The organism is Pseudoalteromonas mucoides, assembly GCF_049257175.1.
Lineage (GTDB): Bacteria > Pseudomonadota > Gammaproteobacteria > Enterobacterales > Alteromonadaceae > Pseudoalteromonas.
Window position 1 is genome coordinate 153,985 of the sequence record NZ_JBMMUC010000012.1, and the last position, 25,084, is coordinate 179,068.

Annotated in this window: 18 protein-coding genes; 11 read left to right on the forward strand and 7 right to left on the reverse strand. The window is 40.9% G+C overall.

Annotation, left to right across the window (positions count from 1 at the left end):
* Positions 1–64 precede the first annotated feature (64 nt).
* The 5 genes from AAEU30_RS14355 to putA form a co-directional block, all read right to left on the reverse strand.
* The gene (locus AAEU30_RS14355; protein WP_421961071.1) at positions 65–1,093 is read right to left on the reverse strand and encodes a FecR family protein; all 1,029 of its coding nucleotides are present in this window, start codon (positions 1,091–1,093) and stop codon (positions 65–67) included.
* 23 nt (positions 1,094–1,116) lie between these two features.
* Positions 1,117–1,698, reverse strand: a complete 582-nt coding sequence (locus AAEU30_RS14360) for an RNA polymerase sigma factor (RefSeq protein ID WP_421961072.1) — start codon at positions 1,696–1,698, stop codon at positions 1,117–1,119.
* Positions 1,699–1,815: 117 nt separating this feature from the next.
* Positions 1,816–4,101, reverse strand: a complete 2,286-nt coding sequence (locus AAEU30_RS14365) for a beta-N-acetylhexosaminidase (protein ID WP_421961073.1) — start codon at positions 4,099–4,101, stop codon at positions 1,816–1,818.
* An 83-nt stretch (positions 4,102–4,184) separates the two neighbouring features.
* On the reverse strand, positions 4,185–6,713 hold the full coding sequence (locus tag AAEU30_RS14370; protein WP_421961074.1) for a TonB-dependent siderophore receptor: 2,529 nt from the start codon (positions 6,711–6,713) through the stop codon (positions 4,185–4,187).
* Between the two features lie 146 nt (positions 6,714–6,859).
* Positions 6,860–10,663, reverse strand: coding sequence for a bifunctional proline dehydrogenase/L-glutamate gamma-semialdehyde dehydrogenase PutA (putA, locus tag AAEU30_RS14375; RefSeq protein WP_421961075.1), 3,804 nt, complete (start codon positions 10,661–10,663; stop codon positions 6,860–6,862).
* A gap of 170 nt (positions 10,664–10,833) precedes the next feature.
* Between putA and AAEU30_RS14380 the strand changes: the two genes are divergently transcribed.
* Entirely contained in the window at positions 10,834–11,313 is a 480-nt protein-coding gene (locus tag AAEU30_RS14380) for a winged helix-turn-helix transcriptional regulator (RefSeq protein WP_421961076.1), read from the forward strand.
* Between the two features lie 74 nt (positions 11,314–11,387).
* Here the strand turns inward: AAEU30_RS14380 and AAEU30_RS14385 are convergent, their stop codons facing one another.
* Positions 11,388–11,987 (reverse strand): TIGR04211 family SH3 domain-containing protein, encoded by a 600-nt coding sequence (locus AAEU30_RS14385; RefSeq protein WP_421961077.1) that lies wholly within the window; start codon positions 11,985–11,987, stop codon positions 11,388–11,390.
* Positions 11,988–12,195: 208 nt separating this feature from the next.
* On the opposite strand from AAEU30_RS14385, the gene AAEU30_RS14390 reads away from it, so the two are divergent.
* The 5 genes from AAEU30_RS14390 (at position 12,196) to AAEU30_RS14410 (ending at position 18,154) form a co-directional block, all read left to right on the forward strand.
* A complete protein-coding gene (locus AAEU30_RS14390; protein WP_421961078.1) occupies positions 12,196–13,716 on the forward strand; it encodes a CYTH and CHAD domain-containing protein in 1,521 nt (506 codons plus the stop codon).
* 32 nt (positions 13,717–13,748) lie between these two features.
* On the forward strand, positions 13,749–14,423 hold the full coding sequence (locus AAEU30_RS14395) for an START domain-containing protein (protein ID WP_421961079.1): 675 nt from the start codon (positions 13,749–13,751) through the stop codon (positions 14,421–14,423).
* 143 nt (positions 14,424–14,566) lie between these two features.
* Positions 14,567–14,971, forward strand: coding sequence for a diacylglycerol kinase (locus tag AAEU30_RS14400; RefSeq protein ID WP_421961080.1), 405 nt, complete (start codon positions 14,567–14,569; stop codon positions 14,969–14,971).
* 164 nt (positions 14,972–15,135) lie between these two features.
* Positions 15,136–15,945, forward strand: coding sequence for a phosphate/phosphite/phosphonate ABC transporter substrate-binding protein (locus AAEU30_RS14405; RefSeq protein WP_421961081.1), 810 nt, complete (start codon positions 15,136–15,138; stop codon positions 15,943–15,945).
* Positions 15,946–16,195: 250 nt separating this feature from the next.
* Positions 16,196–18,154 carry a response regulator gene (locus AAEU30_RS14410; RefSeq protein ID WP_421961082.1) on the forward strand — a complete coding sequence of 653 codons (1,959 nt, stop codon included), beginning with the start codon at positions 16,196–16,198 and terminating at the stop codon, positions 18,152–18,154.
* Positions 18,155–18,271: 117 nt separating this feature from the next.
* Here AAEU30_RS14410 and metK read toward each other — a convergent pair whose 3' ends face one another.
* Positions 18,272–19,423 carry a methionine adenosyltransferase gene (gene metK / locus AAEU30_RS14415; protein ID WP_421961083.1) on the reverse strand — a complete coding sequence of 384 codons (1,152 nt, stop codon included), beginning with the start codon at positions 19,421–19,423 and terminating at the stop codon, positions 18,272–18,274.
* A gap of 276 nt (positions 19,424–19,699) precedes the next feature.
* Between metK and tkt the strand changes: the two genes are divergently transcribed.
* From tkt to AAEU30_RS14440, 5 genes are all read left to right on the forward strand, one after another.
* Entirely contained in the window at positions 19,700–21,691 is a 1,992-nt protein-coding gene (gene tkt / locus AAEU30_RS14420; RefSeq protein ID WP_421961084.1) for a transketolase, read from the forward strand.
* Between the two features lie 551 nt (positions 21,692–22,242).
* Complete coding sequence (gene ppnP, locus AAEU30_RS14425; protein WP_421961085.1) at positions 22,243–22,554, forward strand: pyrimidine/purine nucleoside phosphorylase; 312 nt, start codon at positions 22,243–22,245, stop codon at positions 22,552–22,554.
* 183 nt (positions 22,555–22,737) lie between these two features.
* Positions 22,738–23,094 (forward strand): ribosome hibernation-promoting factor, HPF/YfiA family, encoded by a 357-nt coding sequence (gene hpf, locus AAEU30_RS14430; protein ID WP_087531037.1) that lies wholly within the window; start codon positions 22,738–22,740, stop codon positions 23,092–23,094.
* Between the two features lie 131 nt (positions 23,095–23,225).
* Positions 23,226–24,458, forward strand: a complete 1,233-nt coding sequence (locus AAEU30_RS14435; protein ID WP_421961086.1) for an NRAMP family divalent metal transporter — start codon at positions 23,226–23,228, stop codon at positions 24,456–24,458.
* A 178-nt stretch (positions 24,459–24,636) separates the two neighbouring features.
* A complete protein-coding gene (locus tag AAEU30_RS14440) occupies positions 24,637–24,951 on the forward strand; it encodes a helix-turn-helix domain-containing protein (RefSeq protein WP_421961087.1) in 315 nt (104 codons plus the stop codon).
* Positions 24,952–25,084 lie beyond the last annotated feature (133 nt).

Sequence of the window (25,084 nt, forward strand, 5' to 3'; positions counted from 1 at the left end):
TGTACCATTTTTAGCTCGCGTATGCCATGCCACTTTTAGCTAATCTAGCTAGCCAGAATTCAGTTTAGTTAGCCGTTAGGGTGAAAACGCCTCCCTGCTGGCTAACTTTTATTGGGTATATTTTATCTAGGCTATTGAGCCAAGAGTTAATTTCACTGGTCAGCAGAGTCCCATTATAGGTTAGTTGGGCCAATTGCTCATTGCTCAGAGTGACTTTTAACTCACTATAACGCGCCACATCATTGAGTACATCGCCTAGACGTGCATTTTGATAAACTAAACGGCCTTGCTGCCACGCCATAGTCAGTTTATCTCCTTGTGCTTTGCTTCGGCTGATCATCCCTGTACTGGTTACTTCAGCGGCTTGTCCTTGGGTTAACTTAACTGGCTGCTCTGCTGCGACGGCTACAGTGCCTTCAAGTACATCAACACGGATCGATGCGGGGTTAGCGCGTACATTAAATACAGTACCTAATGCTTCAACCTGATTGTGCTGATGGCGAACAATAAATGGACGTTGTTTATCTTTGCTGACGCTAAAAAGCGCTTCGCCTTGGTATAAGGTCAGCTCTCGAAAGGTATCACTATAACGCACCGCTAATTGACTGTTAGCGCCTAAATCAACTTGGCTGTTATCGGCTAAAGTGATAGTACGATGTTCATTGATATGAGTGCGATAAAATTGGTTTTGTACGTCGCTTGTTACTTTACTACTCTTGGCTACCGTGGCCGTTTGTTTACTAGGTTGTTCAACATTAAAGTAAACGGTAAAGCTTAATAAAAAAAACGCAGCAGCAAGTGCAAAATAGCCGATTTTAGAGCGCTGTGTGGTTTGCTTGTTGATGCTATCTGACTCAGGTAATTGCGCGAGTTGTTGCTCGACATAGTCAGTGTCTAATTGCGTAGAAATGTGCCAAAGCTGCTGCATTTTTTCAAAAGTATCGCTGTGTAGCTTGCTTTGTGCTAACCACTCATTAAGCTGCGCTGGATAACTCTCACTGTTGCTCAGCGATAGTTGCTGCTCTTGAAGGAATAGCAGCCAGTCTGCTGCTTGCTCTTCAATAGCCGATAAATCATCAGGGGTTGGGTTCATGCTAATATCCTTAAAACTCATGATCAAAGCTCATGTTGTAACTGCTGATAGCAATGACGAACTGCACGAAGTACATATTTTCGTACCATACTGGGTGAAACTTGTAAGGTCAAAGCAATCTCTTCATAGCTTTGTCCACGTATTTTATAGAGCAAAAATGCAAGTCGGCATTTATCTGGCAAACAGGCCAGAGACTTCTCCATTTCTTTTAATAGCTCTTGTTGATGATGACTTTTTTCTGGGTTGGCGCTGCTATTAGGCTGACTCACCTGCTCGCTATCATGAGCATAATCATCAAACGGGCTACGGGCTTTGCGGCGCAATTTATCAATGGTTAAATTGGTCGCTATTTTATATAAATAGGCCGCAACATAATTACTCACTTGTGTTTGCTCAAGACCTAACAGTTTCACAAATGCTTCTTGGGCAATATCTTCAGCTTCGCGCTTATCAAGCCCTTTAGCCATAATATGACGCACTAATTTTTGTTGCTGCTGCAAAAACAATTGTTCCACTTGCTGGCGGCGAATAACTTGCTCATCACTAGTGTGAGTGTCTTGGTTTAATTGCTTGTTACTTTTCCAAAGTGGTAGCAAACTGCTCATTTTAAATCCTTATTGAATCTAATCCCTCTTATCTAAACGAACGAAAGGCGCGAGTTGAGAATAACTGATTAAAAAAAAGCCCTAAATACGTATTTAGTATTAGGGCTTTGGGCGGTTTTAGTTTACGGCAATTTCATCAATATACAGGGGGAGTTTGGGGATTTGGATATCGTCAGATTGCTTAGCGTTAATAGCTATTACTTTTAAATATCGCACTTTAATCGGGGCAAATGACAGCACAGACATAGGGCCGTGAGGTTGTGTAATTGTTGCTAGGTTTTGCCAATTTAGCTGATCATCTGAACCTAGTATTTGGATTTTTGTTGGCGGGTGCAATTGACGATGACGACCACTGTTATAGCCTAAGCTTACTTGTTTGACTAACGTTGGGGTGTCAAAATCAATTACTGCATCAAGGTCGCTGTGGTAAAAAATAGCATAATCATCAGCGTTATAAAATTGATCATAGGCGAATTTCCCGTCTTGTAATTTTACAGCAGAGTCACCAGCGGCGGGGTTCTTTAATGTTATTTTTTTACCAATCGCTAAATGTGGCGATAGCGTTAGACGGGCATCACCGACAAGCCGAGCCTGCGAGTCAACATAGCTGCGAGCGCGTAATTGACTGTGCTTAGTAATAACAATGGGTCGCTGGTATTGTGCTGAATTTAGGGTTGGCTCACTACCATCCAAAGTGTAGTAAATCGTCGGACCCGCTATATCTGTGGTGATTTTTGCTACTAACTTATTATCTATAACTTCACTGCTGATAATCGGTTTGTAGCTACTATTGGCAGTATTTATCTGCATTTGTTGATAGCGCTTTAGTAAATTAGGCAAGCGATGCTGACTATAATCAGACCACGATTTATTTACTTTGTTTGACCATAGAGTTTCAGCTAAAGCACTTAAGCGCGGAAACAGCATATACTCGGCATGGCGCGGGGTTTTAATGTACTCGGTCCATAAAGCGCCTTGTGCGCCAATAATATACCTCTGTTGCTCATCAGTTAAGTGACTAGGTTGAGGGTCGTATTGGTAGACATCTTTTAACCTGGTTAAGCCATGAATAGCTTTGGGTTCGTCGAGGTTTCGCGATTGATAAGCATCAAAATAAATATATTGATAAGGGCTCATAATCACTTGATGGCCCATCTTAGCGGCCTCAATTCCGCCTTCGGTGCCTCGCCATGACATGATCAAAGCATCATCAGCGACACCGCCTTCAAGAATTTCATCCCAGCCGATTACCTTTTTATCTAGCTCTTGGACAATTTTAGCTACCCGTTTTATAAAGTAGCTTTGTACTTGTTCGGGGGTTGATAGGTTATGTTGTTGCATCAACTGCTTCACAATTGGGCTTGCAAGCCATTGTTTTTTGATTACTTCATCACCGCCAATATGAATGTACTGGCTAGGGAATAACTCTGCCACTTCTTTATATACTTGTGCAAGAAACTCAAATACATCCTCTCGCGGACAAAGTACATCTTCAAAAATACCAAACTGCGGTTGCACATTAACTGCTTGCTGATGACACGATAACTCTGGGTAAGCGGCAAGAATTGCACTGCTGTGGCCCGGAATATCTATTTCTGGAATAACGTCAATATGACGGGCCTTAGCATAGCTAATAACCTCTTTTATTTGTGCTTTAGTGTAAAAGCCTGATACCGGTTGGTTATCAAACAGTGGTTTATAATCGTAAGTATGACCTACAACCGTATGTGGGCGAGTACCACCAATTGTGGTTAATTTGGGGTAGGCGTCTATTGCAATACGCCACCCTTGATCGTCAGTTAAGTGCCATTGAAAAGTATTTAGTTTATGCATGGCTAGCCAGTCGATGTAGCGTTTAACAAAAGCGACATCAAAAAAGTGACGGCTGACATCCAAATGCATACCACGATAAGAAAACCGAGGCTGATCTACAACCTCAACTGTAGGAATAAGCCAGCTCTGGCGATTGATTGGCATACGAGACTCTATTTCGTTGGGTAGTAATTGCCGTAACGACTGCATGGCCCAAAATAATCCCGTTGCAGTGCGTGCTTTTACTTCGATAAAGTCTTGTTTGACGATTAATTGATACCCTTCTTTGTTTAGTGGTAAATCCACTATTTTGAAGGCGATGGTTTGTTTAATCGTATTATTAGCTTGCGTTACCGGTAATTGATACCCCGTAGGTGCGCGTAAAAATTGGGCTAGTTGTTCTGCTACAGGCTGCGCCGTATTATGGTTATAACTAATTTGACTGTGATGCGTTAGGTTAAAGTGGCCTTCCCCGAGTACCATATTTGTTGGCTTTGGGATGATATGTGCAGCAAGGTAGAATGGGGCAAGTAAAACAGTAAATACAAAAAAGCAGCTGCGCAGGTATTTACATAAAGCGTGTTTATTCATTGTAAAATCCTAAGAAAAGCCCGCAAATGCGGGCTTGAGTAAACTAATTAGCACTGGGCATAGCGCAAATTAGCAAGGGGACGTTAAAAATTAAGGGTTAAAGAAGCACTTATCGTGCGCCCTAAAATAGGCCGAGCGTAGTAATAATCGTAACCAGCTTGCACGTCGTTAATTGCACGTGGATTACCTTCGGTGAGGCCAAGCTCATCGCTGATATTTGTGGCCTTAACATGCAAGGCAACGCTGTCATTAAAGCGATAATTGACACCCATATCGAATGTGGTATAGGCGGGTAGCTCAAACTTGTTTTCGCCATCAGAATAACGTTCACCTAAATGATGCACCGTTAGGTAGATATCACCGTTATCAAAATAGTAAGTAGGCGTTAATCGAAATTGTACTTTAGGGGTACGTTTAACTTGTTTACCTTCCCAGTGGGAAAATGCGCCGGTGAAGCCTTCCATTTTCGGGTCTTGTAAAACTCCTGTCAGTTCAAATTGCAGATCCTCAAGAGCCTGCCAAACGGCTTCAAATTCAATCCCATCTGTTACTGTGTCTATTGTTTGATTAGCCACTTCTCCATTACTGCCAGTAAAGTTTCGCTCAACCAAGTCATTAAATTTCGTTCTAAATAATGTTACTGATGAACCTAAGGTATCGCCAGAATAACGGGCTCCCAACTCACTAAAGGTTAGGTTTACGCTGTCATTAAAGTCGGCATCAATGCCGGCATGAATATTTTGCCCATAGCTCATTAATCGTGGCATTTCAAAGGCATCAGCGTAGCGACCAAACATTGAAACATCGTCTGAAAAGGTATAATTAAAACCAACAGTCCAAGCGGTTTCGGTTTCACTGCGTTTTTTAGATAAGTATTTTGTTGAAGTCGTATCGACGTAGTTATTTGCTAGGTTGTTATCAACATCATTGCCATTGGCATCAAATGCGCCATCGACTGGTTTTGCAAACTCAGTGCCAGATGCGGTGCTCTCAAGCTCTAGCCATTCAACTCGAATACCACCATCAATACGAAGGTTGTCAGTGGCTTGGAACTGTTCATTAATAAATAATGAGTTAGAGGTGCTAGTACCAAACGCTGTTGCTTGTCCCCAGCCTGGCGCATAACCCGTTGAGCCGTTATCCGTGAGCTGACCAACAACTTGTTGGTTGTTATCTACGGCGACAATATCAAGCAAGCGGGCGTTATCTTTAACTTCGGTTAAAAATTGCGATTCCCACTTATCCACTGGTAATGAATCGGCATCAACATAAGCAAATAGCCAGCCCATTGTAAGGGTGTGTTTATCGCCTTCGTAAGTAAAGTTAAGCTTATTTACAAACTGTTCTGCGTCGTAGCGTGAATACAGAGGGTAGCTGGTGGTGACTAAACCATTGCCGTTTAAGTTATTTAGATCGCTGAGCATCTCACCGTTATCAACATAACGATATTGAGCGGCCACTGCGCCGTCATCAGCAAATTGATCAAGCATAGACAGTACGTCTTGTTGACCCAGTCGATCGTTGGCATTCACTAAAGTTGAGTTATCAAAGTTAAGCAAAATGTACATATCGTTTTCGAAGCTCGAGTAGCGCCCGGCTGTATTTAATAACCAGCGATCGTTAAGCTCCCAATCTAGGTTGTAGCCCAAGGTACTAAACTTGGTATGTTGGCCATCTTTTAGGTCACGGGTATGGTAACTACCGTCTTCTTGTAGATAGTTTAGCAAACGCTGACCATTACCAATTAGGGTGCCATGTTGGGGATCAACGCCGGGTATTCCTTTTGGATTGTCTTGATCTTGCAATGGAATAGGCACAAAAAAAGTGGTGTGATCATTAAGATGCTTAGCAGAGAGAGTTAATTGTCCTTTATCAAATTCGCGCACTAGGCTGAGTCGTAATTGGCCCCCATGATCGGCGGTGAATTCGGTGTCTCTTACGCCATCAGAACGACGATAAAAGCCACCTAGCGACATTTTCCAGTCATCACTGATTGGTGTGCCGTAAAAAAATTCGCTGCGATACATACCATAATCGGCAGTGGTCAGGCGAATCGTGGCTTCTTCCACATCATCGGGTTTACGAGTAATAAAGTTAACTAAAGCAGCTGGGCCGTTGGTGGTGAGTAGGCCAGATGTGCCACCGCGCACTGCTTCCATGTGTTCGATAGTTATATCTTGACGCTGATAGAAATCGACCCACACGCCATCATAAACGACGGGGAGACCATCTTCTTCAACCCCAATATAACGAAACCCTTCACCGCCACGCAGGCCTCTTGGCGCGACGTTATTATTGGTTTCGCCGCCTGAGTCTTCAACCCAAAAACCAGGCACTGATTCAAGTAAGTCTGCGGTGCCAAGTGGCGCTTCACGGGCGAGTTGCTCACTGTCTAGGGTGGTGATAGATACCGAAGACTCAAGCTTAGTTTGCCCGCGTCCACCACTACCTGTAACGACGATGCGTTCAAGGTCGAGTAGTTTTTTTTGCTGGGTGTTGGATTGAGCACTTTGCTCTGTACTTTGCTCGGCTGCTATTGCATTGAAACTGAATAATGCGCTGCCCACAGCCAGTGCAATAAGATGTTTGTTGTAAGATTTGTTGTTGTTCATCGTATTCCCTTCGTTGTTGTTGTATACAAAGCTGACGGATTAATGGCTTTGTAAACTTATAAACGAACGAAGGGAGCGTTTTAGGAATAATTAGTTAAAATAAAAAAGGGCGCTTAAAAGCGCCCTTAAATAGTTAGTCGTTAACTTTACTCGTCATCTTCAACCAAGGTCATTAGTGATGTATTACCACCAGAGGCCGTAGTATCAATACTGATGGTCTTCTCAGTTACTAAGCGCTTGATAAGCGTATCGTAGTACTCAGAGCTTATTACAGGCAAGATTGCGCCTTTGCGCTGTGCTAGCTGTTGGCTAAAGTAACCTAGACGCGACGAACGCGCAGCAACTAAAGCGCCTGCTAAATGAGGGTGCGCTAAAAGAGCTTGTAACTGGTTCGGTTTAGCTACTTGGAATACACCTTCTGCAACACCTGTAGAAATAAACTTATCTTTAAACGCCACGGCTTCATCATAAAACAATTCAGACGCTACAGTGATCACAGTATTACCCGCAGCAAGTGCAGTGATGATTGAGATAGCCCAAAAGTTAAATGATGTACTCTTATCTGCATAACATACTACACAGCCACGAGCTTCAAGGTGTAAAGTGTTTGATTCACCCGTAGGTCCTGGCAGTGTCGTAAATTTACGCATGTGCTTTTCTAGGCGATTAAGTTGAGCACGCGCATCGGCAAGTGTTAATGCTAAATCGTCGGCAAGCTCGTCGATAATATCAACGGTAGCAACTTTTGCGAGTAACTGACGTACAGCCGAAACACGGTCGTTTAATGGTGTTGCGCGCCAGATTTTTTCATCGCGTAGTGAGTTTGCCATTAACTTATCAACTTGTTCGTTTGCACCCGAGTAATGGTGTAAATCAAGCTCGTCTGGAGTTAGGTTTGTCATTTGCACGTTATCTGGTGATGCTTTTTCTTTCACTAAGCGTTGTAAGTAGTTAGGACCACCGGCTTTTGGACCAGTACCTGATAACCCACGACCACCGAAAGGTTGCACACCAACGATTGCACCAATCATGTTACGGTTAACGTATACGTTACCTGCACGCGACATCTTAGCTAGGTACTCACAACGCTCTTCGATACGAGAGTGAATGCCCATGGTTAAGCCAAAGCCAGTCCCATTGATTTGATCAATAACACTGTCAAGCTCAGTCCCTTTAAAGCGAATGATATGCACACATGGGCCAAATACTTCACGTTTAAGTACTGATAAATCTTTGATTTCGTATAAACGAGGAGCAAAGAAATAAGCACCATTTTCACTGTTATCAGGAATGTCACATTGATAATGCAGTGTTGCGTTACCTTTTAAGTACTCAACATGGTCATTTAAGCTTTTTAGCGCTTTTTCGTCGATTACCGGGCCAATATCAGTCGAAAGCAAAGAAGGATCGCCTACGTGCAACTCTTTAAGTGCACCTTTGATCATCTCTATCACGCCATCAGCAATGTCTTCTTGTAAAAATAATACTCGAAGTGCTGAACAACGTTGACCGGCACTTTGGAAGCCTGAACTAATTACATCATCAACCACTTGCTCTGGAAGTGCAGTTGAATCAACGATCATACAGTTTTGGCCACCGGTTTCTGCGATTAGCGGTACTTGAATATCGTTACGTGCAGCTAATGTTTGTGAAATGATGGTGCCTGTTTCTGTCGAACCTGTGAACATAACTGCTTGAATACGCTCATCAGGTACGATTGTTTTACCGACTTCACTACCGCGGGCAATAACTGGTTGCACAACATACTCAGGAAGGCCAACAGAGAGCATTAGTTCAATGGTGCGAAGCGCAATATAACTTGTTTGTTCAGCAGGTTTTGCGATTACTGTGTTACCGGTCACGATGGCAGCTGCGACTTGACCTAAGAAAATCGCAAGCGGGAAGTTCCACGGGCTGATACATAAGATCACACCACGCGCTTCAAAGCGTTCATCTTCGCTAAGCTCTTCTGCACGCGCTGCGTAGTATCGGCAAAAATCAACGGCTTCACGCACTTCGTCAATACCGTCTTGAGCAATTTTACCCGCTTCTTTGATGCAAATAGCCACTAGCTCATCGTGATGGCGCTCTAAAATATCCGCAATACGACGTAATAAGTTAGCACGCTCTTTAACTGGTGTTTGCGACCAAGACTCAAACGCAGTTTCGGCGTTTTCAAGTAAAGTGAGCATTTCATCGCTGTTTTGCAGTTTTACATGACCAATGACTTCTTTGTGGTTGGCAGGGTTTTTAACTGCAAGTGCACCTTCAGGAACATCACTTTCGCTAATACGGTGTTCTTCAAACCACGAATCTAGGTTTTCTTTAAATGGCGTAATAACGTTAATGTCTGTTAAATCCATGCCTTTTGAATTAGCACGTTCTGCACCATATAGATCAATTGGCATTTTGATTTGAGTATTGTATTTATTACGTAAGCCTTGCAGTGTTTCAACAGGATCTGGCAGTAATGCTTCTACTGGCTGAGTTGTATCAACAATAGCGTTTACAAATGATGAGTTAGCGCCATTTTCAAGTAAACGACGTACTAAGTAGGCAAGTAAGTCTTCGTGTTGACCAACAGGTGCATAAACACGACATTGAATTTTTTCTTGTGTTACGATTTGGTCAAATAAAGATTCGCCCATACCGTGTAAACGTTGGAATTCAAATCCATCGTGATCGCCTTTAGCAACTTCTAAAATAGTCGCTGCTGTATAGGCGTTATGAGTGGCAAATTGTGGATAAAGCACGTCACGGGCTTCAAGCATTTTAATTGCACACGCTTTATAGGAAACGTCAGTCGTTGCTTTACGGGTAAATACTGGGTAGTGATCTAAACCATCTTGTTGAGTGGTTTTGATTTCTGTGTCCCAGTATGCGCCTTTTACTAAACGTACCATTAATTTGCGACCAACACGGGTAGCTAGATCAGTTAGCCATTCAATAACAAAAATCGCACGCTTTTGATAAGCCTGTACAGCTAAGCCAAAGCCATTCCAACCTGCTAGGTCTTCATCGCTAAATACAGCTTCAATAACATCGAGAGAAATATCTAAACGATCAGCTTCTTCAGCATCAACGGTAAAGCCGATATCATAACTTTTAGCAACAAGCGCTAGCTCTTTAAGTTTTGGAACTATCTCTTCCATCACGCGTTCTTTATGAGTGAACTCATAGCGTGGGTGAATAGCTGAGAGTTTTACAGAAATACCGGGGCTCTTAATTGGACCACGGCCATTTGCAGCTTTACCAATGGAGTGAATCGCATTTAAATAACTTTGATAATAACGCTCAGCATCTTTCATAGTGCGTGCGCCTTCACCTAGCATATCGTATGAATATACATAGCCTTTACGCTCGGTTTCTGCTGCACGTTCAATCGCTTCGTCAATGGTGCGGCCCATAACGAATTGCTTACCCATGATCTTCATAGCAAAGTTCACAGATTTACGAATTACTGGCTCACCTAAACGACCAATGGTTTTTTTCAATACACCAAACTGTTGTTCTTTGGTTTTGTCTGTGTAGTTAACCATTTTACCGGTAACCAGTAGACCCCAAGATGATGCATTAACAAATAAAGAATCGCTGCTGCCTAAATGTGAGCTCCAGTCGCCTTTTGCTAATTTGTCACGGATAAGGGTTTCTTGAGTGGCTTTATCTGGCACACGTAACAGGGCTTCTGCCAAACACATTAGTACCACACCTTCTTCACTCGAAAGTGAGAATTCATTTAAAAGTGCATCAACACCGCTTTGACCATCTTGGTCTTTACGAATATTGTGAACTATCTGACGCGCACGCTCCCATGCACGACTACGGGCTTTAACGCCTACTTCGGCAAGGGGTAAAATATGATCGATTACTGCATTTTCGTCAATGCGGTAAAAGTCACGGATTTTTTGTCGAATTGGACACGTTGTAGTCAAATCGCCGTTGAATAACATAAGTAACCTCAAAAGTGTGGAGTCTTGCAGCGAAAAAAGTTTGCTGCTCGATTATCATGTTGTTTAATGCGTGCATTCTAATTAAATTCCAGCAGAATATGCTGGTTAAATTTGCCGATTTACGATAATTTACAGGGCATACCTTAAACTTATCCGCATAAAATTCTGTTATGACAAGTCCCAATAGATTACGCCTGCTTGATCGTATCGATTTAGCAATTTTAGACGTTCTGCAAAAAAACGGCAGAATTTCTAATGTTAACCTCGCAAAGCAGGTTAACTTAAGCCCTAGCCCTTGCCTTGACCGCGTAAAACGACTTGAGCAAGAAGGCTATATAGAAGGTTATTTTGCAAAGCTTAGCGAAGCAAAACTTAATCAGAGCTTATTAGCGCATGTGCAAGTGTCATTAGTAACATCTAATACGGCTGTGTTTAAAGTGTTCCGTGAACATATCTTAAAAATAGATCAGGTTGTTGAGTGCGATATGGTTGCTGGTGGCTATGATTATCTTCTGAAAATACGGGTATCTGATATGGATGAGTATCGCCAAGTATTGGGCGATTTAGTCGATATACCAGGAGTAGGGACCCATCATACCTACATGGTGATTGAAAAGATAAAACAAGATAAAGGCTTAAAGTTGGATTAATCTTTTGTTTTGAGTTTATAAATAAAAAAAGCACCTAGGGTGCTTTTTTATAATCAAGTATCTGTGGGTATCGTTTATGCCCAGCCGTCGTAACGTTTACGACGAGATAATACGATAGTTAAGATAATCCCTAAGAACAAGCCAATAAATGCAATTGCACCACCATAGGTTAATAGTTGACGCTTCTCTTTTGCACCCGCTTGTTGCTTTTGCGTACGCTCAGTATTTAAGGTGCTTTTAAGTTTAGTAATTTGCTCTGATAACAATGTGTTTTGATCAGTCAGTGTTTGGTTTTGTTCTTGTAGTTGTGGTAATTCAATTTGTGCTTGGCGAAGTTGCTCTTGCATTGATGCCATTTCTTCGCTCAAAGTGCGGTATTGTTGATGAATACCTGCTGTTTTTGACACAAACTTAGCTTCAACCCAGCCTTCACGCTCTTTATCGTCAACAACTTTGACAAAGCCATTTTCTTCCCCTGATAACTGCGTTAACTTTGTACCCGCATCAACTGAGCCAATAATTCGGTAGTTTTTACTCGAACCCGAATGCATAAACGTATATAGGTTATCAACAATATAAGCCGTATTGTCATCGCTTGCTGCATTGGCTTCTTCAGCGTGGCTTGCAAAAGCAACCGCACTTAGTAATAAAGCTAATAAATAATGTTTTAACATCAATCTACCCTGTTAATGTAACCGTGATTGTTACGGCAATTTATTCGTATAAGTATAGAGATAGTATGGATTTAGCACGCTAATAGCAAGGCTGATATTGTAATCGCTTTACATTGGAGAAGGGGAAATCTCACTAAAAAATTTGCATTACAGCTGTGCTTTGTTTATTTTGAGCTCTTATTTATTTTAAAGGTAATCCTCAAGCCTAATGGATACTGAGATAGAACTGAAGTTTTTGGTGTCAGATGCCGTTGTTCCACTGATCCCCGCGTTAATTACTCAATTTGCAAAAACCGTTACAAATAAGCCTTCTCGAAGTTTGCAAAATGCATACTACGATACGCCAAGTCGTGAGCTTAGAGCGCTTGATATTGGTTTTAGAACGCGTTGTTCTGATAGCCAATGTGAGCAAACAATTAAGCTTGCAGGTGAAGTGATGGGGGGACTACATCAACGCCCTGAATATAACTTACCACTTGAGAGCAATCGTCCAGACATTAGCGCTTTTGATAGCAGTATCTGGCCTCATGGTATGCAAGTGAGTGCAATTGCAGCAAACTTATATCCTATTTTCAGTACTAACTTTATTCGCCGTACTTGGTTAATCGAAACCGACAGCGGTGCAAAAATTGAAGTGGTTTTAGACAAAGGCGAAATTTCAGCATCTGGGCAAATGGAACCAATCTGTGAACTTGAAATTGAGTTGATGGAAGGTAGCCGCGATGAACTTTTTGCCTTAGCCGATAAATTAGTAGCACACAATAATATTCGCTTAGGTTTATATTCAAAGGCAGCGAGGGGCTACCGTTTAGCTGATGAAAAACCGCTAAAGCCGAGTAAATCTATAGGTTTTGTATCATTACCTAAAAAACCAACGCAAGAACAAGCATTAATAGCTGCAATTGGCTTTGGCATTCGTTTTGTGCAAAAACATGAGCAATGTTATTTCAATAAACCAAGCTTAAAAACACTTAAGCGTGTAACGGATGGCATTAGCTTAATTCGTCATACATTTTGGCTGTTTGATGACATCGTTGATAAAAGCACCACGGAATCTTTACGTGTGGAGCTAAAGTGGCTGTTAAGTGAGCTTGCTTGGGTAGAAAATGCTATTCAGTTAAAAATGTATACTTCAAAACGCCACGCTTACTATAAGAAAATAAACAGTGCGCCTGAGCTAACGCAAGTTATAAATGACTTAAAAGAGCTACAGCCGAGTATTGACGATATTAATAAACTGTTTCATACCGCACGCTATAACCGACTCTTATTAGCCTTGACCACTTGGCTTGTTGATAAGCAATGGCGCAAAAGCTGGAGCCAAGCTGAATACCAAGCTGCGGAGCAACCGGTGGCTGACATTGCAAGCCGATTATTCAATAAAGATTGGCAAGACTTACATCAATTGCTACCAGAACAACAAGCTATTAGCTCTAAAGAGTACTTAAATCTTAGGGCGCGTTTAGAAAATAGCCTACTGAGTGGTAATTGTTTAGGTGCGTTGTACGATAAAGAAGAGCGTAATGAATTTCGTATCCCTTGGTTAGACATTTCTCATGGGATTTATGAGTTAAGTACCTTGGAATACCTAAAGCAGTTATGTGCAGGACAAGACGACGAAGAGCTTGCAAAGATTCAGAGCTGGCTTGAGAAAAAATCAGAGTTTTTAGTCGCAGCGATGGAACAAAGCCGTCAAGCGTCCTTTAAAATACTGCCTTATTGGCAATAAGCGCTTGTAATAAGCAGCGCAAAGGAATGTGAATGCTAACCAAATTACTGTTATTAATTACTGCTTGTTATTGTTTAACTGTGCATGCACAGGAAAAACAATGGCAATTGTGGAAGCAGCAAGATGGCGCTAGCATTTCCTATAAAAAACATGACAACGGTATATTTGAAGTGCGTGGTAGCATCACGGTAGCAGGGCGTACCGCTGATGATTTTATGGCGCTATTGAGTGATACTCAACAAGCGCCGTTATGGATAGAAAATGTTACCTCTGTCGAAGTACTGTCTCGCCTCAGTGCTTCAGAAACAATCGTATATACACGGCTCGACTCGCCGTGGCCAGTTACAGACCGAGATATGGTGAGTTATTCTTGCTATCGACGATTGAGCCCCTCTCAAACCGAGTTAATTATTAAAGCTTATCCCGATTATAAGGCTGAGCTTGACTCAGTAATTAGAATAAAGGATTTACAAGCCCGCTGGTTACTAGATGAGAAAAACACCGAACATGGTCGCAGCTTAACCCTTACGCATGACGTTTATGCCGATCCCGGTGGTGCAATCCCGCATTGGATAAGTAATAAAGTTGGGTTAAAAAGCGCCCTAAAAACGTTACTTGAGTTACGCCGACAGCTCAATATGAAAGCATACACTCCTGCGCTACAGATAAGCCAAGCAGGTGATTGTGCTAAAGGTATTTTGCATTGAGTTCGGGTTATATTGAATTAATAATAAGCTTTTTATTGTTGATGATTAATAAACCGGTAAAATCGACCTTTATCGCTGTTATTCGATTCTGAACAACTTTTGAAAGTTAAGTTTAGATTACGCAAATTTAAGATATAAAAAAAATGAATAAACCAGAAATAAACTTAATTAATAAGCCCAACGGCATTGGTCTTGGGCGTATTATTAAAGCAACTAAATGCTCTATTAAAGGGTTTAAAGCTGCATTTAAAGAAGAGTCTGCCTTTCGAACAGAGCTCGCCTTAGGTCTCCTGTTACTACCATTGTCATTTTGGCTTGCGCAATCACTGCAACATTGGGTGATATTAATCGTTAGCTTTTTATTTTTATTAGTTGTGGAGCTACTTAACTCAGCCATTGAAGCGTTAACCGATAGAGTTGGGGTTGAGTACCACGTATTATCGGGTCGAGCGAAAGATATTGCCTCTGCGGCTGTAACCCTTGCTTTAATTATTTTGATAATTGTATGGGGTTCGGCGGGTTATGAAAAAGTGTCAGTACTTCTTTGATTATTAAATATTTAAAGTTGAAATTAATAATGGTTTTACAAATTCTATTAAGATAAAAAGTACACCTAGATTACTCCAAGTAAAAATAGCAGAGGGTTTTAATAGGTTATTTCCTACATGTTTACTATTCTTAAATACTTAAGTGATTTTTTTATTGAGATGTGATGAGATATGTAGTTGTTTTTTTATTATTAATAGAAAGTCACATAGTGTTTTCGCATGAATACACTGTTGGTGTTGTACCTCAGTTTGCCTCACAAAAGTTAAATGAAATATGGCAGCCGTTGTTAGTAGAGGTATCTAATCGAACAGGGGTTACATTGAAACTCGTTACTGAAAAGTCTATCCCCGCATTTGAGAAGAGTTTTCAGGAAGGTAAATATGACTTTGCTTATATGAATCCATGGCACAGTGTAATAGCCTATGAAAAGCAAGGCTATATCCCTTTCATTAAAGATGGTTCCCGTAAATTAAGAGGTATTTTAGTCGTAAATAAAGAAGCTCTAATCACAAATATAACAGAACTAGATGGCTACGAAGTAGCTTTCCCTTCAGCGAATGCTTTAGGGGCTTCTTTACTTATAAGGTCTGATTTGAAACAGTTATTTGATTTAAACATAAAACCTTTATACGTAAAAACTCATCCATCGGTATACTTTAACGTCGCTTTAAAGAAAACCATTGCTGGTGGTGGTGTGATGGGGACCTTACAAACACAGCCACAGAATTTACAGGAAAAACTAAAAGTCATTTACCAGACACGGGAAGTGAGTCCACACCCTATGACAAGCCATCCTAGAGTTCCGCTTGAGGTAAAGAAAAAAATACAAACCGCTTTTATCGCCATATCAAATGATCCGCATTATCAGTACCTTTTGAATGGGATCCCTATAGATAAAGCTGTTGAAGCGACCACTTCTGACTATGCGGTTCTAAAAGAGTGGGGGCTAGACGAATTCTATGTTGAAAACTAGTTGGCTGAATAATTTACGTGCTCAAAGCTTTATTGTAGTGTTATGTTTAGGCTTGTTACTAGCTGCTGTTTTTATATTTTATGCTTTACCAGAACAAGCTCGATGGGTTAATAATGATTTATCCAAGGCTGCAAAACGTTCATTACAGCAACTTTCAGCATCGATAACCTCACCCTTATTGACGCAACAATACGCACAACTTTATGAAAATATAGATAGTCAATTAGCTATACATCCGAATTGGCAGGCAATGAAAATAACAGATGCTGTTACTGATTTACAGCTTTACCCATTAGATTCTTGGCCCCAATTCAATCATCCTGATGATAAAGTAATTAAACACACGGTTCTTTTTTTAAATAAGCCATTAGCTAATATTGAACTGGTAGTTAACTTTAAGACTGAAATTGCTGAATCATCAAAATTACATTACACATTAATATATAGCCAATTTTTTATTCTTTTCATTGTATTTAGTGGCGTCGCTTTTTTAGTTGATAGGCTTATTACTAAACCATTAAAAGAATTAGAAGTGGCGTTTAAGCGTTTAGCAAAAGATGATTTTGAGTGTCAGTTGCCGTATATGCCAAGTAATGAAGTTGGAAGCGTTATAAGCGCATTTAATAATATGGTGGAAGAAGTTTATATTAATCACAATAATCTAAACTCATTAAGAGTAAAAGCAGAGACTGCCAGCCGAGCTAAATCTGATTTTATGGCTAGTATGAGTCATGAATTACGTACTCCATTAAATGCAATTTTAGGTTTGGCGCAAATTTATAATTATGATCCAGAGGCGACTGATACCCATAAAAAAAATGCGAAGAGTATTTATCAAGCAGGAGAACATTTACTTTTATTGATTGATGATGTGCTTGATTTAACATCGATTGAATCAGGAAATATGCAATTTATCTTCGAGTATCTTCCACTAAAAGGTATATTGTCTGAATCAGTTAAACTAGTATCTGAACTGGTTAAAGTTAATCAAGTCAAAATATTCATAGATGATACTTCAGTGGCTGATGATGTTTACTTGTATATTGATAGGCGACGGTTTAAACAAGTTATGCTGAACCTTTTGTCAAACGCAATAAAGTATAATAAACCTCAAGGCCGCATAATCGTAAGCTGCAAAATTGATAAAAATAGTCGATGTGAAATAAAAGTTGAAGACACTGGTTACGGTTTTTCAGAAGCCGCTAAAGAGCGTTTATTTAAGCCATTCGACCGATTAGGCGCGGAAACAAGTAATATCAATGGCACCGGAATTGGTCTTGTTATCACAAAGCAACTGGTAGAGCACATGGAGGGCGAAATTAGTGCTGAAAGTGAAGTAGGTGTCGGTTCAGAATTTAGTCTTATGTTTACAGCATTTATACGCCAGCAAGAAACCCTAGATGAGCCAAATCAAGCTATACATAGAAAGGTTGAAAATGAAATACTTGTTCAGAGCACTTTAAAGGTATTGATCGCAGAAGATCAAATTACGAATCAGCAAGTGTTAAAGCAGCAGTTAAATATTTTAGATATTGAGCCTACATTTGCTTCAGATGGTGAGCAGGCGTGGGAAATACTTAAAAAAGAAGCATTCGATATTTTGCTTACAGATATTCAAATGCCTAAACTAAATGGGCTAGAGTTAGCAAAAAGAATTAGAGCACAGAAGCAGTTTAATAATTTAATTATTATTGCAATTACAGCTAATATTATACAAGAAAATGTACATGCGTGTGAAAAAGCAGGTATGAACGACTTTATTACAAAGCCAATTGAATTAAATAAACTAAGTGAACTTTTGAATAAGTATGCACGAATGACAAATGAGTCTTCAAAATTAAGTTCGCAGGAGCTGGAATTTAATGAACTTGAGCAGCTAGACTTGGAACTTTTACAGGCCATGTTAGGCGATGATACTGCTATTCACTGCTTGGTTTTTGAAGCGTATCTAAAGTCAGTTAGTGAGCAAGTTAAATTAATACTTAAACATAAAAAAAGTCTAAATTATAAAGAGTTAGCTTTTCAAGCGCATGGTTTAAAGTCATCGTCAAAGTCGATCGCAGCAATTAACCTTGCTAATATTTGTGAAAAAATAGAAGGTGACGCAGAAAAAGAGCTATGTGACGAAGCAACATTTAATCAATTTGAGTTATGTTTAAATGAGGTGATAACTCAGATTCAAGGATATTGTTTTAAATATAAGAACTAGAATATCTAATTTGGTATATAGTAAACTAGGATATAAAAATCTTAAAATAAGTTCTTATAAAGAAGATATAAAAAAAGCGCCAATTGGCGCTTTTTTTAATTCGAACAAAGGCTGGGGTTAAAGGCCAGCGGCTGCGCGAAGTGCGTCAGCTTTGTCTGTGCGTTCCCATGGGAATTCATCGCGACCAAAGTGACCATAAGCCGCTGTTGGTTGATAAATAGGACGCTCAAGATCAAGCATTTGAATTAGGCCATAAGGACGTAAGTCAAAATGTTCGCGAATAAGTTCGATTAAACGACCTTCTTCTAATTTACTTGTACCAAACGTTTCAACACTGATTGACGTAGGCTCTGCAACACCAATTGCGTAAGACACTTGTAGCTCACACTTGTCAGCAAGACCAGCAGCAACCACGTTTTTAGCAACGTAACGTGCTGCGTATGCAGCTGAACGGTCAACTTTTGATGGATCTTTACCAGAGAATGCACCACCACCATGACGGGCCATGCCGCCATAGGTATCAACGATGATTTTACGGCCAGTTAAACCACAGTCGCCCATTGGGCCACCGATAACAAAGCGACCCGTTGGGTTGATGAAAAATTTAGTTGCTTTAGAGATAAGCTCTGCAGGAAGTACTGGTTTGATGATGGTTTCCATCACAGCTTCAACTAAATCATCTTGTGAAATTGAATCACAGTGTTGTGTTGAAAGTACAACTGCATCAATACCTACAGGCTTGCCATTTTCATATGCAAAAGTAACTTGTGATTTTGCATCAGGGCGTAACCAGTTAAGCTCGCCGCTTTTACGCACTTGCGCCTGGCGCTGTACTAAACGGTGAGAATAAGTAATAGGTGCAGGCATTAGCACTTCAGTTTCGTTACAAGCGTAACCAAACATTAGACCTTGGTCACCAGCACCTTGCTCTTCAGGGCTAGTACGGTCAACACCTTGGTTGATATCAGGTGATTGCTTACCGATAGTGTTTAAAATTGCACATGAGTCTGCATCAAAACCCATATCAGAATGCGTATAACCAATTTCACGCACTGTTTTACGGGTGATCTCTTCAATATCAACCCAAGCACTGGTAGTAATTTCACCACCAACCATCACCATACCGGTTTTTACGTAAGTTTCGCACGCAACACGGGCATGAGAGTCTTGCTCTAGGATAGCATCAAGTACCGCATCAGAGATTTGATCGGCGATTTTATCCGGATGACCTTCAGAAACAGATTCAGAAGTAAATAAATGTTTTGCCATTGTATTTCTGCTCACAAATATTGCGCTTCACAAACGTCGGTATTAGCGCTAAAAAATTAAGGGGCGTATTTTATCTAAAACAAGGGTACTTGCATAGTTTTTTTACGCCTAGACGTCTAAATAAAATTACTAATAACTTTTTGTTCTTAAAAAAAATTCATAATGCCCAATTTAATCAGGTTTTTAATTGCACACAGCCCCCACAATAAGTAAGAATGGGTGTTCTTGTTAAACACACAATAACCAGCGCAAATACAGTTAAAGGTAGGAGAATTCATGCCGTCTCGCAAAGAACTTGCAAATGCTATTCGCGTCTTATCAATGGACGCAGTACAACAGGCCAAATCTGGCCACCCTGGAGCCCCTATGGGCATGGCTGATATCGCAGAAGTACTATGGCGCGATTATCTAAATCACAATCCAACGAATCCAGAGTGGGTAGACAGAGATCGATTTATACTCTCAAACGGCCACGGTTCAATGCTTATTTATTCTCTTTTGCATTTAAGTGGTTATGATTTGCCAATTGAGGAAATTAAAAACTTCCGTCAAATGCATTCAAAAACACCGGGTCACCCAGAGTATGGTTATGCACCAGGTATTGAGACTACTACGGGCCCATTAGGTCAAGGGATCACAAATGCGGTAGGTATGGCGATTGCTGAAAAAGCATTGGCAGCCCAATTTAACCGCGAAGGTCACGATATCGTTGATCACTATACTTATACATTCTTAGGTGATGGTTGCCTAATGGAAGGTATTTCTCACGAAGCATGTTCACTTGCAGGTACATTAGGCCTTGGTAAGTTAGTTGCATTTTGGGATGACAACGGTATTTCAATCGACGGTGAAGTAGAAGGTTGGTTTAGCGACGATACCCCTGCGCGCTTTAAAGCATACGGTTGGCATGTAATTAGCGGCGTTGATGGTCATGATTCAGACGCGATTCGCGCAGCAATCGAAGAAGCACGCAGCATTTCTGACAAACCAACACTCATTTGTTGTAAAACCGTGATTGGTTACGGTTCACCTAATAAGTCAGGTAGCCACGATTGTCACGGTGCACCATTAGGTGAAGACGAAATTAAAGCAGCGCGCGAGTTCTTAGGTTGGACAGGTGAGGCATTTGACATTCCTGCTGATATTTACAGTCAGTGGGATGGCAAAGAAAAAGGTAAGCAACTTGAAGCGAGCTGGGATCAAAAGTTTGCCGCGTACGCAGCAGCGCACCCAGAACTAGCAGCAGAATTTAAACGTCGTACAAGTGGTGAACTACCAGCTGATTGGGCTGAAAAATCACAAGCGTATATTGAGCAACTTGATGCAAACCCAGCCAACCCTGCTTCACGTAAAGCATCACAAGATGCATTAAATGCATTTGGCCCTTTGTTACCTGAATTTATGGGCGGCTCTGCTGATTTAGCCGGTTCAAACCTAACAATTTGGAAAGGCTCTAAAGGGCTTGAGGCAAATGACGCTAGCGGTAATTACATCTATTACGGTGTGCGTGAATTTGGTATGTCTGCGATTATGAATGGTATTGCATTGCATAAAGGCTTTATTCCTTACGGTGCGACATTCCTTATGTTTATGGAATATGCGCGTAACGCTGTACGTATGGCTGCATTGATGAAAGTGCCAAGCATTTTTGTTTATACCCATGATTCAATTGGTTTAGGTGAAGATGGTCCAACTCACCAACCAGTAGAGCAAATTGCGAGCATGCGTTTAACGCCAAACCTTGTTAACTGGCGCCCGTGTGACCAAGTTGAATCCGCGATTGCTTGGCAACAAGCGATTGAACGCAAAGATGGCCCAACGTCACTTATCTTTACGCGTCAAGGTCTTGCTCAACAAACTCGTTCAGCGCAGCAATTAAGCGAGGTGAAAAAAGGTGGTTATGTACTTAGCTGTGATGGCGAGCCAGAGCTTATCTTAATCGCGACAGGCTCTGAGGTGCAATTAGCGCAAGACTCAGCGGCAGAACTACGTAAGCAAGGTAAGAAAGTACGTGTTGTGTCTATGCCATCTACTGATGTATTTGATGCACAAGACGCAGCCTACAAAGAAAGTGTACTACCAGCTGCAGTTTCACGCCGCGTAGCAGTCGAAGCGGGTATTGCTGATTACTGGTACAAATACGTAGGCCTAAATGGCGCTGTAGTAGGTATGACCACCTTTGGTGAATCAGCGCCTGCTAACGAGCTGTTTGAACACTTTGGCTTTACAGTAGAAAACATCGTAAACAAAGCAAACGACTTGTTTTAATCTTTAACGATTAAAATTTAAAAGCCCGCACTGTGCTAAATGCAGTGCGGGCTTTTTTTGTTCGTAGGATACCATTCAGTTTAATGGAGGTTAGGAAGTCAGGGCTCAATCTACGTCACAGCATTTTCACAGTCTGGTTGGGTACGAGCTCACTGTCTTCCCGATGTGATAAGTGCTAGCTAAACACTCATCAAGAAGAGATACAAGGTTGGTTGGGTAGAGCGAAGCGAAACCCAACAGCCCAAGCCGTCAGCCATCAGCTGTCACTTTTAGTGCTTGCTTTAGTCTTTTTAGGTTTCATTATAATCGTTATGGGTAGTGGAATTACTGCTAATATGAGACAAGGCAGTTATGATTGAATCTGGTTATTAAAAGGTAACGGGGATTTAATCTCTTATTTAGCCTTTAAACCTTGACGCGCTAAAGCACGGGCTACACTGTTAGCCCGAAGCCAAATGAACTTTTTTCACATCACTACACTTGCAAGCCTTAGACGTATCAGGCACTGTGTTATTAATTAAAATTATAAACTTAAATAAACAGGAGTGAGGATGTCTCAGTTTGATAATGTAAGTGTTGTTAAAGCAGCGAATGTGTACTTTGATGGTAAAGTTTCAAGCCGTACAGTAATTTTTGCTGATGGCAGCACCAAAACATTAGGCTTTATGCAAGCGGGTGAGTTTGAATTTGCGACCAGTAAAAAAGAATTAATGGAACTCAATGGCGGTCAGTGGCAAGTTTTACTACCAGGTGAGAGCGAATGGCAAACTATGTCAGCAGGGGAGTCATTTAATGTTGATGCTAATGTAACTTTCCAAGTTAAAGTCACCGATTTCGCTGATTATTGTTGTTCGTACACTTAATATACAAAAATGAACATGTAGCTGAAAGCCCCGCACCACGCGGGGTTTTGCATATTTAATTCCCGATACTTGTTCTTAATCACCTTTAATAACAAATAAATGTCATATTTATGAGTTTTCTGCTTGTGTAAATCTAAATAGCCCCCAATACTAGTTATGAGGTAACAAAAAAAAGGATACCCTATGAAAATTAATCTTTCTGGTCACCATGTTGACGTTACTGACTCTATTAGAGAACACATCAACGAAAAGTTTTCAAAAATTGCGAGCCATTTTCCATCTCTGATCGCACTCGATATTATTCTTTCAAAAGAGCATCATAAGCTCCAAGCAGAAATTAGCACCATTTATGAAGGCGCGCGTTTATCAGTAAAAGGTGAAGATGAAGTTCTTTATCCTGCAATTAAAAACGCGGCTAAAAAACTCGATGCGGCACTAAAACATCGTAAAGGACAAATTAAAGCGAACCTACACGAAAAACCAGTGAGCACCACACCTGAAATTGCTCACGAAAAAGTTCAAGAAATGGACTTGCGTTAAAAATAAAGGCGCTAGATTCTAGCTAACTAGAATCTAGCGAACCGCATAATCTACCACTAATTTCTCACTTTCAATCCTCAGTAAAACGCTGTAACTTGCTTATTAATAAAAACAATATAGTAAGCACACACATGCAATCAGCAGTATCAACTTGGCAAACCCGTTTAAACGCACTAGGCCCTGGCATTTTAATGGCTACAGCGGCAATTGGTGGTTCTCATTTAGTAGCATCAACCCAAGCAGGCGCAATCTTTGGCTGGCAGTTATTTTGGCTAATTGTGGTGGTAAATATTCTTAAATATCCGTTTTTTCGCTTTGGTATAGAGTACACGCTAGCTACTAAAAAAAGCCTGGTGGAAGGCTACCAAAGTAAAGGCCCGTGGTTTTTTTACAGCTTTATTGGTTTGAATATTATTGCCGCTATAGTCAACACGGCGGGAGTGTTATTACTCACAGCCAGCCTACTGCATTATGCGCTGCCTGTTAGTATTTCAGTGACCTTATTATGTTGGTCAATACTAACAGTGTGTTTAGTTATTTTATTACTTGGCCATTTTAAAGCGCTTGATAACGTGGCTAAAGCGATTATGGGCTTACTCACCCTCGCTACAGTAATTGCCCTCGGGATAGCATTTAATAACGGTTCAATGGCTCCTGCTGATTATGTTGGGCCATCTCCCTACGAGCTTGTCATGCTGGGTTTTATGGTGGCGTTAATGGGCTGGATGCCAGCACCGATTGAAATTTCAGCATTAAGCTCATTGTGGCTTAAAGAAAAACAAAGCCAACAAACGGTAACGAGATCGCAGGGGTTATTTGATTTTAATTTGGGTTACTGGTTAACCGCAGCATTAGCGCTGGTGTTTTTCTCCTTGGGTGTGCTAGTGCAGTATGGCCAAAGCAGCGAAATTGCGTTAGGTGGCGTGGCGTTTGCAAAGCAGTTGATTGATATGTACGCCCTGACTATCGGTGAATGGGCACGACCTTTGGTATCGGTTATCGCTTTTTTATGTATGTTTGGTACTACTTTAACTGTGCTTGATGGCTATGCCCGAACCCTTAACGAATCACACAAACTGCTTGGCTTTAAGCAAAGCAAACACAGCTTAAATATCTGGTTAATACTGCAATCTCTTGCGGGTATGGCGGTGATCTTGTTTTTTAAATCAGCCCTCGGCCCCATGCTCACCTTTGCCATGACACTTGCATTTGTCACCACCCCGGTATTTGCGTGGCTAAACTTCAGCCTAGTGCGCTCAGAGCCAAGTATTAAACATTCTAAACTGGTGCGAACATTGAGTTGGGTTGGCTTGGTTTATTTGGTCGGCTTTGCATTGGTGTTTTTGGGTTGGAAGCTGGTTTAATTAAGTTAGCGAGTTACAAGAGTAAAGTTAGCGAGTTACAAGAGTAAAGTTAGCGAGGGTAGAGCAATAATAGCTAGCTTTGAAAGTGTACGTTTATTGCGTATATTCAATTGATGAATTGTAGATTTAACAGCAGATCAAAAGAAACAGTTAAAAGACTTTATGGAGGCGTGGCGCAATGAGCAAACGTGATTTATTTTCAGAACTAAATACAGCCCTTATTGATGCTAAAGCACATTCACAAGGTAAACTTACGCTACGTACACATGCAGTAAATGACATAGATGAGCTCGCCATTACACCTGATGAAATCATCAATATTCGCGAAACGTTTAATATGTCGCGCGGTGTATTTGCAAACCTGTTACATACATCAGCAAGAACCCTCGAAAACTGGGAGCAAGGGCGCAGCGCACCCAATGGTCAGGCCATTACTTTATTAAAGCTAGTACAGCGCCACCCTGAAACGTTGGATCATATAGCTGAGTTGTGAGTTGGTATTTCTAGATGTATGGACTCCCTCTCCCTGAGGAGGTACGGTCTTAATCCGACAAAAGATTAACCAAAGGAGTCCATACATGAAAGATACTAATATATTGGCTATTGATTTAGCAAAGAATGTTTTT

What these genes read in the sequence shown, in the direction of transcription:
- AAEU30_RS14355 (WP_421961071.1), bottom strand. Translation starts at nt 1,093, where the DNA reads ATGAACCCAACCCCTGATGATTTATCGGCTATTGAAGAGCAAGCAGCA.
- AAEU30_RS14360 (WP_421961072.1), bottom strand. Translation starts at nt 1,698, where the DNA reads ATGAGCAGTTTGCTACCACTTTGGAAAAGTAACAAGCAATTAAACCAA.
- AAEU30_RS14365 (WP_421961073.1), bottom strand. Translation starts at nt 4,101, where the DNA reads ATGAATAAACACGCTTTATGTAAATACCTGCGCAGCTGCTTTTTTGTA.
- AAEU30_RS14370 (WP_421961074.1), bottom strand. Translation starts at nt 6,713, where the DNA reads ATGAACAACAACAAATCTTACAACAAACATCTTATTGCACTGGCTGTG.
- putA (WP_421961075.1), bottom strand. Translation starts at nt 10,663, where the DNA reads ATGTTATTCAACGGCGATTTGACTACAACGTGTCCAATTCGACAAAAA.
- AAEU30_RS14380 (WP_421961076.1), top strand. Translation starts at nt 10,834, where the DNA reads ATGACAAGTCCCAATAGATTACGCCTGCTTGATCGTATCGATTTAGCA.
- AAEU30_RS14385 (WP_421961077.1), bottom strand. Translation starts at nt 11,987, where the DNA reads ATGTTAAAACATTATTTATTAGCTTTATTACTAAGTGCGGTTGCTTTT.
- AAEU30_RS14390 (WP_421961078.1), top strand. Translation starts at nt 12,196, where the DNA reads ATGGATACTGAGATAGAACTGAAGTTTTTGGTGTCAGATGCCGTTGTT.
- AAEU30_RS14395 (WP_421961079.1), top strand. Translation starts at nt 13,749, where the DNA reads ATGCTAACCAAATTACTGTTATTAATTACTGCTTGTTATTGTTTAACT.
- AAEU30_RS14400 (WP_421961080.1), top strand. Translation starts at nt 14,567, where the DNA reads ATGAATAAACCAGAAATAAACTTAATTAATAAGCCCAACGGCATTGGT.
- AAEU30_RS14405 (WP_421961081.1), top strand. Translation starts at nt 15,136, where the DNA reads ATGAGATATGTAGTTGTTTTTTTATTATTAATAGAAAGTCACATAGTG.
- AAEU30_RS14410 (WP_421961082.1), top strand. Translation starts at nt 16,196, where the DNA reads ATGAAAATAACAGATGCTGTTACTGATTTACAGCTTTACCCATTAGAT.
- metK (WP_421961083.1), bottom strand. Translation starts at nt 19,423, where the DNA reads ATGGCAAAACATTTATTTACTTCTGAATCTGTTTCTGAAGGTCATCCG.
- tkt (WP_421961084.1), top strand. Translation starts at nt 19,700, where the DNA reads ATGCCGTCTCGCAAAGAACTTGCAAATGCTATTCGCGTCTTATCAATG.
- ppnP (WP_421961085.1), top strand. Translation starts at nt 22,243, where the DNA reads ATGTCTCAGTTTGATAATGTAAGTGTTGTTAAAGCAGCGAATGTGTAC.
- hpf (WP_087531037.1), top strand. Translation starts at nt 22,738, where the DNA reads ATGAAAATTAATCTTTCTGGTCACCATGTTGACGTTACTGACTCTATT.
- AAEU30_RS14435 (WP_421961086.1), top strand. Translation starts at nt 23,226, where the DNA reads ATGCAATCAGCAGTATCAACTTGGCAAACCCGTTTAAACGCACTAGGC.
- AAEU30_RS14440 (WP_421961087.1), top strand. Translation starts at nt 24,637, where the DNA reads ATGAGCAAACGTGATTTATTTTCAGAACTAAATACAGCCCTTATTGAT.